The organism is Amaricoccus macauensis (assembly GCF_049800915.1).
In the GTDB taxonomy this organism is placed as follows: domain Bacteria; phylum Pseudomonadota; class Alphaproteobacteria; order Rhodobacterales; family Rhodobacteraceae; genus Amaricoccus; species Amaricoccus macauensis_A.
In genome coordinates this window covers 1-14204 of sequence record NZ_JBNAFY010000003.1, presented here as the reverse complement: position 1 = coordinate 14204, position 14204 = coordinate 1, and the positions used below count along the sequence as shown (strand labels likewise).

General features: G+C 59.1%; 12 protein-coding genes. 2 read left to right on the top strand and 10 right to left on the bottom strand.

Annotated elements, in window-relative coordinates; all coding sequences use genetic code 11:
• Window positions 1–17: 17 nt before the first annotated feature.
• The 3 genes from ACP15W_RS07815 to ACP15W_RS07805 all read right to left on the bottom strand — a co-directional run bounded on the left by ACP15W_RS07815 (window position 18) and on the right by ACP15W_RS07805 (window position 3168).
• Window positions 18–353, bottom strand: a complete 336-nt coding sequence (locus ACP15W_RS07815; RefSeq protein ID WP_424932310.1) for a hypothetical protein — start codon at window positions 351–353, stop codon at window positions 18–20.
• 182 nt (window positions 354–535) lie between these two features.
• A complete protein-coding gene (locus ACP15W_RS07810; protein WP_424932309.1) occupies window positions 536–1321 on the bottom strand; it encodes a LuxR C-terminal-related transcriptional regulator in 786 nt (261 codons plus the stop codon).
• Between the two features lie 224 nt (window positions 1322–1545).
• Window positions 1546–3168, bottom strand: coding sequence for an acyl-CoA synthetase (locus tag ACP15W_RS07805; protein ID WP_424932308.1), 1623 nt, complete (start codon window positions 3166–3168; stop codon window positions 1546–1548).
• Window positions 3169–3443: 275 nt separating this feature from the next.
• Here ACP15W_RS07805 and moaA point away from each other — a divergent pair, with 275 nt between their 5' ends.
• Window positions 3444–4448 carry a GTP 3',8-cyclase MoaA gene (moaA, locus tag ACP15W_RS07800; protein WP_424932864.1) on the top strand — a complete coding sequence of 335 codons (1005 nt, stop codon included), beginning with the start codon at window positions 3444–3446 and terminating at the stop codon, window positions 4446–4448.
• Window positions 4449–4560: 112 nt separating this feature from the next.
• On the opposite strand, the gene ACP15W_RS07795 is transcribed toward moaA, so the two are convergent.
• The 5 genes from ACP15W_RS07795 to ACP15W_RS07775 are packed head-to-tail and all read right to left on the bottom strand — an operon-like array spanning window position 4561 to window position 10252.
• The gene (locus tag ACP15W_RS07795) at window positions 4561–5514 is read right to left on the bottom strand and encodes an ABC transporter substrate-binding protein (protein ID WP_424932307.1); all 954 of its coding nucleotides are present in this window, start codon (window positions 5512–5514) and stop codon (window positions 4561–4563) included.
• 22 nt (window positions 5515–5536) lie between these two features.
• On the bottom strand, window positions 5537–6541 hold the full coding sequence (locus ACP15W_RS07790; protein ID WP_424932306.1) for an ABC transporter permease: 1005 nt from the start codon (window positions 6539–6541) through the stop codon (window positions 5537–5539).
• Window positions 6538–8055, bottom strand: a complete 1518-nt coding sequence (locus ACP15W_RS07785) for a sugar ABC transporter ATP-binding protein (RefSeq protein ID WP_424932305.1) — start codon at window positions 8053–8055, stop codon at window positions 6538–6540. The genes ACP15W_RS07790 and ACP15W_RS07785 overlap by 4 nt, the downstream gene beginning before the upstream one ends.
• The gene (locus tag ACP15W_RS07780; RefSeq protein ID WP_424932304.1) at window positions 8040–9197 is read right to left on the bottom strand and encodes a Gfo/Idh/MocA family protein; all 1158 of its coding nucleotides are present in this window, start codon (window positions 9195–9197) and stop codon (window positions 8040–8042) included. The genes ACP15W_RS07785 and ACP15W_RS07780 overlap by 16 nt, the downstream gene beginning before the upstream one ends.
• Window positions 9194–10252, bottom strand: a complete 1059-nt coding sequence (locus ACP15W_RS07775; protein ID WP_424932863.1) for a sugar phosphate isomerase/epimerase family protein — start codon at window positions 10250–10252, stop codon at window positions 9194–9196. The genes ACP15W_RS07780 and ACP15W_RS07775 overlap by 4 nt, the downstream gene beginning before the upstream one ends.
• 129 nt (window positions 10253–10381) lie before the next feature.
• Here ACP15W_RS07775 and ACP15W_RS07770 point away from each other — a divergent pair, with 129 nt between their 5' ends.
• Window positions 10382–11389 (top strand): LacI family DNA-binding transcriptional regulator, encoded by a 1008-nt coding sequence (locus ACP15W_RS07770; protein ID WP_424932303.1) that lies wholly within the window; start codon window positions 10382–10384, stop codon window positions 11387–11389.
• A 38-nt stretch (window positions 11390–11427) separates the two neighbouring features.
• On the opposite strand, the gene ACP15W_RS07765 is transcribed toward ACP15W_RS07770, so the two are convergent.
• Both ACP15W_RS07765 and ACP15W_RS07760 read right to left on the bottom strand, forming a co-directional pair.
• Complete coding sequence (locus tag ACP15W_RS07765; protein WP_424932302.1) at window positions 11428–12912, bottom strand: cobyric acid synthase; 1485 nt, start codon at window positions 12910–12912, stop codon at window positions 11428–11430.
• A 96-nt stretch (window positions 12913–13008) separates the two neighbouring features.
• The gene (locus tag ACP15W_RS07760) at window positions 13009–13377 is read right to left on the bottom strand and encodes a hypothetical protein (protein ID WP_424932301.1); all 369 of its coding nucleotides are present in this window, start codon (window positions 13375–13377) and stop codon (window positions 13009–13011) included.
• Between the last annotated feature and the right edge of the window lie 827 nt (window positions 13378–14204).

Sequence of the window (14204 nt, the reverse complement as noted above, 5' to 3'; positions counted from 1 at the left end):
GGTCAGTACGGCTGACCTTATCGGGAAAACAGGTCCAGATCCCGTTTGACGGAATTTACCAGAGCCGTACCCAGTTCTCCCCCAGCGCCGTCCATGTCGGCAGCGACCATTTCCCAGATTTCGAGCTTGCATCGGACTTCGCTCAAGGAGCGTGCGCGGCTCTGCGTGGCTTTCCACCCAACGCGCTCCTGGAGATTCAGAAGGCCGTCTGTCTGTCGAGCCAAGTCGCTCGATTCGGCAATGGAGCGGGGTTTTATGTTGGCTACATCATGGAGACGCCCCTCGATGAACCGCAGAAGCATCCGCATCTCGCCAAGCGTCTCGGGCAGGTCTGTGGGGTTTGGTTTCAACATCGGAGTCGCCGCACACTCGCAAAGAAGGGGCGCGACGAGTTCTTGTTGGAGACCTTGTCTCAAATTGCTGTCCCTGCCGCTGCCGTTTCGCCGGATAGCGCGCATTTGATCATTTGTTCAGCCTGTGGGCAATTCTCGCGTACGGGGTAACGCGATCACGGGACAGCCGGGCATCTGTTGGCTTATTGACCTGCGTTTGTGACCTTGGGTGGTGATAGAGGTTCGTTCTCGAGTGGCAGACCGGCAGATTGGCCAGTATTGATCAGCCCCACTCCGATCGCGCGCACGGCAGCCGTGATGCGGTCGAATACGCCGAGCTTTAGGTAGATCCGGCGCAAGTGCGCATCGACGGTATGAACCGATATTCCGAGGATCTCGGCTATGGCCGGGTTGCTCTTGCCCCTGGCAACCCAGATCAGAATTTCCTTCTCCCGGGGTGAGAGCCGTGGTTGCGGGCCCAGTTCCGGCACCCAGAGAGCACAGTAGCGAAGGTGACCCAGTTGCGCGGCCCATTGCAGCTCGTGCAACTCTTCGGAGTTCAACCGCTCCTTGCTCTCGGGCATTTCGAGGCTCGCCAAGCCGTTTCTTCCGTTGGGACCGAAAACCGGAATGCAGATCCCCCTGATCTCTTCCGCACGCCGCCTGAGAGTATAGAACTCGGGATCGCTGAGGGTGCGCTTGTCGGAGGGAACTTCGTCCCAATAGAACGGATGGAGGTTGGCTTTTGCATGCTGCAGCAAGCGCCCCGCCTGGTAGCAACCGGATTCGAAGAACGTCCGTACGACATCCTTGTCAAAGCCCTCGGTGCGAAACCGCAATTCGCCTTCGTCGGGAGCTCCGATCGGAGGAAGATGCGCGTAGTAATAGCGCCGGAACCCGCGGGCCTGCGTATAGGCTTGGCAGACCTCCCAAAGGCTCCAGATGTCGGCTGCCGCTTCGACAGCGAGCTGGTAGTCTGCAATCCGCATTTGAGCCGCCGCCCCGCTTCGGCATATCGTTAACCGCGCATTAAAGACGATATGGCGGTCGATTCAAATAACAATAACTTGGAACCGGCCGAATTCGATAGCAGACAACAACAATTTTATCCGCAAACGGCCTCTTGAAATACCTTTGCAGGGTTCCCGCATGCGAGGTGCTCCATGCGGCATTCAGTCCGGTGAAAGCCGCACTTCAGAAATAGTATGGCCAATCAGGCCTCTCTGAGAACCCGGCGCTGGATCTTTCCCGTTGCCGTCATGGGGAGGCTTTTTACAAAAACGACTTCGCGCGGTACGACATGGGGCGAAATCCGTTCGCGCACATGAGACATGAGTGCTTCGGCCAGTCCGTTTTCCCGGGCGCCACGACGAAGCACGACGAATGCCTTGACCGTTTCCGTACGAATCGGGTCGGGTACACCGACCACACCAGCCATGACGACATCGGGGTGACTTGAAAGGCAATCCTCGATCTCTGTCGGGCCGATGCGGTAGCCGGACGATGTAATCAAATCGTCGGTGCGCGACTGAAAGAAGAAGTATCCATCGTCATCCATGATGCCTTCGTCGCCCGTGAGCAGCCAGTCCCCAACGAATTTCTCGGCGGTTCTCTTCGGGCTGTTCCAGTACTTCAGGAACATGACAGGATCAGGTGCCCGGATTGCAATTTCCCCGGGTTCGCCTGGGGGGCGGATTTTCCCATCACGCGAGATGATCGCAACCTCATGGCCCGGAATGGCGCGACCCGCGGAGCCCGGTTTGACCGGCATTCTTTCCGCACAGTTGCCCAATACGGTGTTGCACTCCGTCTGGCCGTAGAACTCGTTGATGGTCAGGCCGAACACCCCTTTGCCCCAGTCCAGCAGCTCCGCCCCCAGTGCTTCTCCGGCGGATGTCACAGTCCTCAGGCCGGGGACGGACTGCACCCCTGCCTGCCGCATGAGCTTGAGAGCTGTCGGCGGGAAAAAGGTGTTGCGAACCCCGGTGCGCGTCATGAGATGCGCGGCACGCTCCGGATCGTATTTTGCCATTCGGTGCGCCACGACGGTGACGCCGAAATAGAGCGAAGGCAGGAGCAGGTTTGTCAGCCCGCCCATCCAGGCCCAATCCGCAGGGGTCCAAGCGCAATCACCCTTACGTCCAAGCGCGTTGTGGGCGAGGCTGATACCCGGCAGATGTCCCAATAGCACGCGATGGCCATGTAGCGTGCCCTTGGGCGGACCCGTCGTTCCGGATGTGTAGCTCAAAAAGGCCGGATCGTCCGGACCTGTCGCCGCCATGGGGCATGCATCGGCCGCTTTTCCGAGTTCCTGCCAGAAACCAAGCACACCCGGTTCTCTCACGTCGATGGAGAAGACAGTTTGCAGATCGGGGAGGTTGTCCCGTATCGCAACGACCTTCGGCAGATTGGCTGCATCCGTGATGATGGCGCGCGCGCCCGAATCCTGCATCCGGAAGTGCAGGCCATCTTCGCCGAAAAGTGAAAAGAGCGGAACGACAATCGCACCCAGCCGGTAGGCGGCAAGGTGGGTAATGAGCGCTTCCGGTGTCTGCGGAAGAAGGATCGCGACCCGGTCGCCGCGTCCGATGCCCTGACCTGCCAATGCGTTGGCGAAGCGACGGGCCGATCGCGCCAGAACGCCGTAGGTGTAGACGCGCTCGTCACCTTCGAGCCGGATATAGCGCAGGGCAACCCGATCGGGGTCGGTTCGCGCCCATCCATCGCAGCAGGCTTCGGCAATGTTGAAGTGCTTGTAACGAGGCCAGCGAAAGCTTGCGCGCATCTCATCCCAAATCCCGGTTTCCGGCACCAGGGGTCGGCCAGGTTTTCGCATCACGGTTCTCCTGCGCTCGAAGGCGCATACCTATTCAATCTGACGCAAGTTTTTCGCATGCGCAGCATCATATTTGCAACAATCGTTGAATTGGAGTTCACATGGGGCAATCTCCGTGCCCCGTGACATTTTTCGGGCGCGAACCAGCGGCACGATTGCTCATTCCTGCCGATCTCGTGAAATACGAAAGTTTAATTGGCGTTGAAATGGCAAGGGTGCGAGGATAGCTCGGAGTCAGCCTGAAGCCATGCCGACGGGGGAGCCGAGTGACCGACCTGCCACAATTGATCGATCCGTTCGCGCGGGCGATTACCTACCTGAGGGTTTCGGTGACCGATCGCTGCGATTTCCGCTGTGTCTATTGCATGGCGGAACACATGGAGTTCCTGCCCAAGAAAGAGCTTCTGACGCTCGAGGAGCTTGACCGGCTCTGCACGACGTTCGTGGAACTTGGAGTGCAGAAGCTCCGTATCACCGGTGGAGAGCCTCTGGTGCGCAAGGGCATCATGGGGTTTTTTCGGGGCATGTCGCGGCATCTCGAAAGCGGTGCCCTCAAGGAACTTACCCTGACCACGAACGGTAGTCAGCTTGCCCGGTATGCTCAGGATCTGGCCGATTGCGGGGTCCGCCGGGTGAACATTTCTCTCGATACGCTGCAATCGGAGAAATTCAGGAAGATCACCCGCTGGGGGCGGTTCGAGCAGGTCATGAAGGGTATCGATGCTGCAGTCGCCGCAGGCCTTGATATCAAGATCAATGCGGTTGCACTCAAGGGCGTCAATTGTGATGAGATCCATGATTTCGTCGAATGGTGCGGTGCGCGCGGTTTCGATCTCACGTTCATCGAGGTCATGCCCATGGGCGACCTGGGTGAGGAAGACCGTCTCGACCAGTATTACTCCCTGAGAGCGCTACGCCGCGATCTCGAGGCTCGCTGGACGTTGGCGGATACGCCGGAACGGACTGGTGGACCTGCACGCTACGTACGCGTCGCCGAAACAGGCGGGCGGATCGGATTTATCACGCCGCTGACGCATAATTTCTGCGAAAGCTGCAATCGGGTGCGTTTGACATGCACCGGTCAGCTCTTCATGTGCCTTGGACAGGAGGACGAGGCGGACCTGCGGAAAGTGCTGCGTGAGAGGCCTGACGACGATCGTCCCTTGGTCGATGCCATTCGCGCGGCGATCGCGCGGAAGCCGAAGGGGCATGATTTCGACTATTCACGTCAAGCCGTGTTGGGCCAGATGTCACGGCATATGAGCCATACTGGTGGATGACGCCCACCCGCTCTTTCATCTTGGCAATGACTTGGAAGCAGTGCCCCGAAGCGGCGGTTCGGCGCGCTTCGGGGTGTGATTGGCAGGCAAGCCGGATGCCCGAAAAGCTGTACTAGAACGGGCTGTCCGGGAAGTAGAAGTTTTCCGCGTTCTCGGGGGTGATGATCTGGCTCCCGATGATGAAACGGCCGGATACCGGTGTGTCCGACACCATCCCGAGGGCCGTCAATTCGATTGCGGTGGCGATTTGTGCAGGAGGGTAGGTGACATTTACCGGCAGCATCGGGTCGCCATCCATGATCCGCTTGATGATTTCCTTCATGCCGGCACCGCCGACGATCCACATCTCGTCTTCACGTCCGGCTTGCGCTATGGCCTCCATTACACCGATGGCCATGTCGTCGTCCGAGGCCCAGACGGCGTCGATGTCGTCATACTTGGACAGGAAGTCCTGCATGACATTGAAGGCGTCGTCGCGGTTCCAGTTTCCGTGCTGCATGTCGAGCACGTTGATCCCCGAACCGTCGATCGCAGCCTGGAAGGCTTCGACCCTTTCGTTGTCCAGTGTCGTGGGTATGCCGCGAAGAACAACGATATTGTCGCCTTCTTCCAGGTTTTCAGCGAAATACTCTCCGGCCACCCGGCCGAATCCCGGATTGTCGCCTGCAACATAGAGGTCTTCAATTCCCGGAACCGACAGGCCGCGATCGACGACCGTAACCCAGATCCCCTGTTCGGCAACGGCCTGGACGGGAGATGTGAGCGGTTCGCTTTCGAAGGGTAGAACCACCAGCGCCTCGATGCCGCGGGTGGCCACCATGTCCTCGATATCGTTGACCATCTTTCCTGCGTCACCGGCGGTGGCGAGCACGAATTCAAGCTGCGGATAGGTTTCCTCGAGCCGCTCGATCGCTTCCTGTGCATGGAAGTTCAACCCACCCATAAACCCGTGGGTGGCGGACGGGATCGCCACACCGATGGCAATCTTGTCGTCCTGTGCTGCGAGCGGTGACGCACATAACAGTGTGCCGACCAGTGCTGCCTTGAAGATATCTCTGCGTTCCATATTTTCCTCCCGTTTCGGCCGATCAGTCGGCCTTCTTTCCCTGTCGTTGCAGAACAACGGCCAGAATGACGATCACGCCCTGTATCGCGCCGTTGAGATAAGGTGATACGATCGAGGCGAGGTTCAGGATGTTGTCGATCAAGCTCAGGATCGCGACGCCGACAACTGTGCCCCAGACCCGCCCGAAGCCTCCCTTGAGCACCGTGCCGCCGATGATCACTGCGGCAATGGCCTCCAGCTCCCAGAGTACACCGGTCGAACCGGAAGCCGAGCCGAGGCGGGGCACATACATGATGGTCGCGATGCCGACGAGCCCACCGAGCAGGACATATGTTGCCATTCGGGTGCGATCGACATTCACGGCGGAATATCGTGCAACCTGTTCGTTCGCGCCGAGAGCCGCGCAATGGCGACCGAATGGCGTGTGCCGCATGGCCAGTTCACCGAGGATCGCGATCAGCGCAAACATGATGATGGGCCACGAGATGCCCAGAAGTCCGTCGTAGTAGACGGGGCGGTAGAAGCCCCGCGCCTCGAAATTCAGCGATAAAGTGCCGCCGTCCGCGAGCCAGGTGACGAGACTGCGATAGATCCCCATTGAGCCCAGGGTGACGATGAAGGCCTCGATCCCGATCTTGGATATCAGAAAACCGTTGACGAGCCCTGCGCCGAGGCCCGCGAGGAGGGCAACTCCCATGCCGGCCGCAATTAGTGGCACCCCGACACCGAGCGTCGGGATGAGAGCGTTCATGGCCAGGATCATTATTCCCGCCACGAATGCAGCCATGGAGCCAACGGACAGGTCTATGCCGCCTGCGGTAATGACGAATGTCATACCAACGGCGATGATACCGATAAAGGCTGACCGCGCGAGAACGTTCGTGATGTTTGCATAACTGAGGAAATTGTCGTTGAGGGAGGCGCCAAGAATGATCAGCGCGACCAGTGCCAGCACCGGGCCGAGAGTCTGCAGGCGGAACGTCATGCGGGATCGGGAAACGGGCGCGGCGGAAGTGGTTTCACTCATGCGGTAACTCTTTCCTCGTCGGTATCCGCCAATCCCATCGCTCGGCGCAGGATGGCATCTTCGGTAATGTCCCGGCCTTCGAGTTCACCGGCGATCCGGCCGCGGCTCATCACGACCACGCGGGAGGCAAGGCCGATCACTTCGGGAAGTTCGGAGGAAACGACGATGATGCTTTTGCCCGCGCGTGCGAGAGCTGCGATGAAACCGTAGATCTGCTGTTTTGTGCCGATGTCGATGCCGCGTGTGGGTTCGTCGATGATGACGATACGAGGCTCGTCCAGCATGGTTTTCGCAAGAAGCAGCTTCTGCTGGTTGCCGCCCGACAGGCTTCCTGCAACCATTTCGCGATCCTTGACCCGGATGTCGAACTCCTCGATCGCTCGGTCAAGTGCACGCCTCTCGGCCACCTTGTCGATGCGGATCGACCCGAAGCGGTCAAGAGCGAGTAGGGTGAGGTTCTCCGTCAGGGATTTGCCCAGGAGTAGCCCCTTGTCCTTGCGATCTTCCGTCAGGTAGATGAGCCCGGCCTGTCGAGTGACTTGCACTGAACCCGTCTCGATATCGCGGCCCATTATGCGAACCGAGCCGGTGGCCGGGCGGAGGCCGGCAATGGCTTCCATGAGTTCGGTCCGCCCTGCGCCAACGAGGCCCGCAAAGCCCAGAACCTCGCCGCGATGCAGCGTGAAGCTGGCCTTTTGAACCCGACCTGGGACGTCGAGGTCACGAACCTCCAGGACCCCTTCGCATGAGGGCTCAATTTTGTCCGGAAAGAGGTCAGACAGTTCGCGGCCTACCATGGCCTCGGCCATTGCATGTTCGGAAAAACCCTCCGCAGCGCGGGTCACGATGGGATGGCCGTCGCGCAGCACAGTCACGCGATCGGCAATCCGATGGATCTCGTCGAGTTTGTGCGACGTGTAGAGGATGGCTGTCCCTTGTGTGCGTAGTCGATCGATCTGTTCGAGCAGAATGTCGGTCTCTCGGTTGGTGAGGACCGCGGTCGGCTCGTCCATGATAAGAACCCGCGCCTTCCGGCCCAATGCGCGCGCAATCTCGACCATCTGTCGGTTCGGCACGGAAAGGTCATTTATCCTGGCGCGGGGATCCACGTCGCAATCGAGCCGAGCGAGGAGTGTCCGTGCTTCGTCTTGCATGGCGCGGTGGTCCAGGAAGGGACCACGCCGTCTTTCACGACCAAGGAAGATGTTCTGCTCGACAGTAAGTTGAAGCGCGAGATTGAATTCCTGGTGGATCATCAGGATACCTGCGGCCTCCGCATCGCGCTGATCCGTAAAGCGCGTGGGCTGGCCGTTGAGTAATAGTTCGCCCTCGGACGGCGCGAGGTAGCCGCCGAGAATCTTCATCATGGTTGATTTGCCCGCGCCGTTTTCACCGATAAGCGCGTGAACTTCTCCGGCTCGAAGTGAAAAATCGACGCCGTGCAGTACCTCGATCGGTCCGAAACGGCGCTTTATTCCGCGCGCGTCGAGAACGGCTGTCAAAGGGTAACCCATGTCGCATTTGCCTTGGAGGACCGGATACAGGCGTCCACAAACGCCACGCCCTCTACACCGTCGCTGACGGTCGGAAATGTGACATGCATTGGCAGCGCCGCTCCGGTGCGCGCAGCGCGGATGGCTGCTGCCGCTTCGGAGTAAATGTTGCCGAATGCCTCGAGGAACGCCTCCGGGTGGCCCGGCGGAATGCGCGTTAGCCGTTGTGATGCCTCCGAGGTCTGGCCGGAGCCACGCGTAATGACCTGGGTGCTGCCGCCTAGTGGCGTGAACATGAGCCGGTTGGGTTCCTCCTGCTGCCATTCCAGTCCGGCCTTCGTGCCGAACACCCGAAGACGCAGGGCGTTCTCGCAGCCGGCGGCAACCTGGCTGCACCAGAGCGTTCCCCTCGCTCCATCCTTGAAACGGATCATGACATGAGCGTTATCGTCCACCATCCGGCCAGGCACGAAACTCTGAAGGTCGGCCGCGATGGCCTCCGGCTTGAGGCCAGTCACGAAACGCGCAATGTTCCAGGCATGGGTGCCGATATCACCTGTTGCGCCACCTGCGCCGCTGCGACTGGGGTCGGTGCGCCATTCGGCTTGTTTGTTGTCCGGGGCGGGCGCCTCGGAAAGCCAGTCCTGGGCGTATTCGACCTGCACCAGACGGATCTTGCCCAGTTCTCCGGCCTCAACGCGGGCGCGGGCCTCGCGGACCATCGGGTAGCCGGTATAGTTATGAGTGAGGATGAACTGAGCGCTCGACGCAGCCACACTTGCCTGCAGTTCTTGCGCATCCGCGAGTGTCCCGGTGAGCGGCTTGTCGCAGATTACATGGATCCCGCGATCGAGAAATTCTCGTGCGACGGGCAGATGCATATGATTGGGTGTGACGATCGAGACGGCTTCAATTCCATCTGCTCGCGACGCTTCCCGCTCGGCCATTGCCGCGAAATTATCGTAGATGCGATCTTCGGCAAGGCCGAGTTCAAGTCCCGAAGCTCTGGCCTTGTCGGGGGTCGATGAAAGTGCGCCGGCGACGAGAGTGAAGTGTCCGTCGAGCCGTGCCGCGATCCGGTGAACTGCGCCGATGAATGCGCCTTGGCCTCCACCGACCATTCCGAGTCGGATTGGCCCCGTGCGGTCCGCAAACCGGCTCATGCGTCCAACCCCAGCATCCGGCGGTTTGCAGCATCATCGGCACCCCCGTCTGCGAAATCATCGAACGCTTGCGGTGTCACGCGAATGATGTGGTCGCGAACAAAGGTGGCGCCCTCGCGCGCGCCGTCCTCGGGATGTTTGAGTGCACATTCCCACTCTACAACGGCCCAGCCATCGAAATTCATTGCAGCCAGTTTGGCAAAGATTGCCTTGAAATCGACCTGCCCGTCTCCAAGCGATCGAAAACGCCCGGCACGATCTACCCAAGATTGGTAACCGCCATAGACGCCCTGCCGCCCCGTAGGGTTGAACTCTGCGTCCTTGACGTGAAACGCGCCGATGCGTTCGGCATAGATATCGAGGTTTGCCTTATAATCGAGACATTGCAGGACATAATGGCTCGGATCGTAGAGCATCATCGCCCGCGGGTGATTGTTCACCCGATCCAGGAACATCTCGAAGGTCACGCCGTCGTGGAGGTCCTCTCCAGGATGGATCTCGTAGCAAAGGTCGACGCCATGCTCTTCCGCAAAGTCGAGGAGGGGCCGCCAGCGCGCCGCAAGTTCCCCAAACGCGGTATCTATCAGACCCGGTGGCCGCTGCGGCCAGGGATAAATGTAGGGCCAGGCAAGTGCGCCTGAGAAAGTCGGCATTGCGGTCAGCCCGAGATTGGCTGAAGCCAGGACGGCCTTCTTAACCTGCGCGACAGCCCATTCCTGACGTGCTGTCGGGTTCCCGTGGACTGACGGGGCAGCAAAGCCGTCGAACGCGGTATCAAAAGCGGGATGCACGGCAACGAGCTGACCCTGCAAGTGCGTGGAAAGCTCGGTGACGACGACACCATTCTCCTTGGCTGTCCCGGCCCATTCCTGGCAATAGCCTTTGCTTTCCGCTGCTTGGTCCAGATCAAAGAGGCGCCGGTCCCAGCTCGGTACTTGAACGCCAACATAGCCGGCTTCTGCTGCCCATCTCGTGATGTCTGACCAATTGTCGAATGGTGGCTCATCGCCCGCGAACTGGGCGAGAAAAAGGGCTGGCCCCTTGATCGTCTTCAATTGTTCCCCCCTTGGCCGCGCTTTCTGCGCATGGCTCTGTAATCGTTTGCAACGAGTATTGCAGAGGCTGTATTCGTTTACAACGGTTATCTCACGGGCCATTCTTGGGAGGGTCGCATTGGGGGTGGAATGGGATACAAGTTTGCGACGATCCAGGATGTCGCCAAAGTCGCGGGTGTATCAACGGCAACCGTGAGCCGGACACTTTCCAAGCCTTCGGTGGTGGCTGCTGGAACCCGTGAGGCAGTTCGCCGTGCCGTAGAGGAAACAGGTTATCAGGTAAATACGACAGCTGCGAATTTACGTCTGCAGCGAACGGGTACGGTAATCGTGCTTCTGCCGAATATCGCCAACCCTTTCTTTTCCCAGATCCTTGCCGGGTTGTCTCTCGAACTGAGCGACGCCAAATATGGGCTCTTAGTGACCGATACACAGACGGGTCCCGACCCCGATGCCCGTTTGGCAGAGTACCTCAGGTTCAGACGCGCCGATGGCATCTTGTTGTTTGACGGAACGTTGTCGTCGCAAGCCCTGGATATCCCGGGGCGACCGCCTCTGGTTATGGTGTGTGAGTGGATGGAAAGGGATGTTCCCACCGTCCGGGTGAACAACGAGCATGGTGCGGAAATGGCGGTAGACCATCTTGTCTCATTGGGACACCGTTCGATTGGACATGTGACGGGTCCTGAAGGAAACGTTCTCTCGGCATCCCGCCTGGCCGGATATCGCACTGCAATGGAACGGCGTGGACTTCCCGTGGATGAACGCTGGGTGATCGATGGCGATTACAGCATGGATTCCGGAGCGGCTGCGGGAAGAAGATGGCTTACTATGGAGAAGCGGCCGACGGCGCTTTTTCTGGCGTCGGATGAAATGGCGCTCGGTTTTCTTGGGGTCGTTCAGGCAGCCGGAGTTTCGGTTCCGCGAGATGTGTCGATTGTGGGATTCGACAATATTGAAATATCACAGCATTTGACTCCGGCTCTTACTACGATACGCCAACCCCGGACCGAAATCGGAATACGTGCGGCCAGGAAGCTCCTCGGGCTTATCCATACAGGTTCGCTCACGGGGCCTTCGGAAGTGATCGAGGTGGAGTTCATCGAGCGTCGAAGCGCCGCACCGCCACCGAGTTGAGGTCATCCGGTGCCTGCAACGTGGGTGGGTAAGACCTGTCAGCGACCTGAAAGGGCGATACTCAGAAGTCCGTCGACGTCGAGATGGCTTTCCATATGCATGGCCAGCGCATCCAGTGTGGTCTCCACCTCTACGGCGTAACTCACGCTGTTTGCCTTCAAGCCGAAAGCCCCGAGAAAGGCTTTCCGAAAAGGATCCGACCCGAAGAGACCATGAACGTATGTGCCCCAAATGCGGCCATTTGTCGTGGCTGCACCGTCAGGACGCCCTCCAATTTCTATCGGGGGGCGGAGGCAGTCCGGTCCGGTGGTGACGCCAAGGTGAATTTCATAGCCCGAGACTTGGGTGTTTGTTGGGAGGTGCCGACCGGTAACATTCCGCACGGCTTTGTCTCTCGCGAGCGTTGTTTCGATGTCGAGAAGTCCGAGGCCCGGATCGGATCCCGCCGGCCCTTCTTCGCCATCGGGGTCGCTTACGATCCTGCCAAGCATCTGGTAGCCGCCGCAGATTCCCAGCACATGTCCGCCGCGGCGTACATGGGCATAGAGGTCGACATCCCAGCCTTGAGATCTGAGAAAGGCGAGATCACCCCGGGTCGACTTGGAGCCGGCGAGGATCACAAGATCTGCGTCACCCGGTAGAGGGGACCCCGGAGGGATCATCTGCAGAGATACACCTTCTTCAATTTTGAGCGGGTCGAGATCGTCGAAATTCGCAATGCGTGATAGCATCGGACAGGCAATTCTGAAGCCGCCATCGGAGGGAAGGCTTCCGAGATCGACCGCATCTTCGGCTGGCAATCTGCCCGCTTCGGCAAACCAGGGCAGCGTGCCAAAGCCGCGCCAACCGGTTTTTTCCTCGATGAACCGATAGCCGTCGTCGAAGAGGCTGATGTCGCCACGAAACTTGTTGATGAGGAAGCCCGCGACGAGCGCTTCGTCCGCAGGATCGAGAATGGTTCGGGTGCCCACCATCTGCGCGATGACTCCACCACGGTCGATGTCACCCGCCAATATGACAGGCACTTGAGCGGCCCGAGCGAAGCCCATATTGGCAATGTCTCCCTCGCGCAGGTTGATCTCCGCGGGACTGCCTGCGCCTTCAACAATGACCAGATCGACGTTCTTGCCCACGTGCGAGAAGCTTTCCTGGACACGGTCGAGCAGCGTGCATTTCAGGGATTGATAGTCTGCCGCGCGGGTGGTCGTAAACCGGTGCCCCTGAACGACGACCTGCGCGCCGAGGTCCGTTTCCGGTTTCAGGAGGACAGGATTCATGTGGATGGATGTGGGCAGGCCGCAAGCTAAAGATTGAAGCGCCTGAGCGCGCCCAATCTCGCCGCCATCCGCCGTGACCGCAGCGTTGTTGGACATGTTCTGCGGCTTGAATGGGGCAACGCGGAGGCCGCGATTGCGCGCTGCACGGCAGAGACCTGCAACGAGAAGGGATTTGCCCACATTTGATCCGGTGCCTTGGATCATCAGCGCTGGCGTATTGGTCGAGGCTAGGGCGTTTTTGCTCATGATGCGAGGAGCGATGCAGCGCATTGGCAGTCAGAGTCAACAAGGGCCGCGCGGTGAGCATCCGCGGCGGCCCGGTTGGCCTAGTAGGAAGCGAAATCAGGTCGCATCAGGTGTCAGCCCTGCAGCCTGAGTTGTGGCGAGAACCTGATCAACTTTCACTGCGAGCACATCTCCATTGCGTGCGAAGCCGTAGAGCGAGTCCTTGTGACCGAGTATTGCGAATTGGACGTTATCACCGTCATCGAGCGCGAGTGTAATGCGCTTGGGGTAGGCACCGTCACCTTCGGCAAAAGTCGCGACAACCACGTACTCACCATCATCGTTCTCGGTGAAGTAGGCCACCATGTCGAGGGCGCCATCATGCAGGCTGACCGCTTCGATCGGCTGGGTCGTCTGAGCGCTTTCGGCATAGGCGGGTACAGCGAGTGAAAGGGTTGCTGCGGAAAGGGCGATAAACTTGAACACAAGGACACTCCAGACTGTAGCGCGTATTTGCGCCGAACTGAACGGACCAGTGTCGGTCCTGCGTCTCTATGGGGACGCTTCCGACGCGACTTCGATTTAACCTAATCTAGGCTCTTTCGCAGGTGCAGCAATGCTCGCCGCCGCATGGCTGCTATGCCCAAAGGGTGGGCGGGAGCTACGGCGCTGGACTTGTGTGCAAGCGGAACGATTGATGACAGCCTTGGCAATCAATCAAGTTCCTCAACCTATATCCTGCGCAGGTCATCTTCTCACCGGTCGTTCGTGGACGAGGCTGAATTGTTGTCCCTGGTAGCTTTCCTTGGAGGATTGGCGGCCCTGACTGTGGTGGGGCGCTGGCTCGCTTCGAAGAAAGGACTCTACTCCTTTTCCCGTTGTTCTCTGTTTGGTGGGGTTCTGGGGTTTCTGCGGTGTTTGGGCGGGGGTGTGATTCTGTGCGGATTTGTGGGTGCGTCAGGAATGTGATGGAAGAAATCGTTTGGGATCAGTGCTTTGAAAGTTTTTTACTGATTTCGGGATTTTTTCGCTTGCGAGTCACCGGGGCCATCTCTAGATAGCCCCTCACCGCAGCGGACGAGGCACTGACCGAGAGGCTACGGGGCACCGGAAAGCGCAAACGAGGGCGCGTCGAGAAAGACGCTTCCAAGTTTGTTTTGCCGACTGAGTGGCGCTCTTTGACATGATTATCTTGATGAAGGGATATGTGGGGTGTTTGGTTCTGTCATACGACGGACGGACTTCTTGCATATCGGATCTCTAGGGTTTCGGCCCGATGATGGGATTGTCAGCTTCACTGTTTGGCGGCTTCG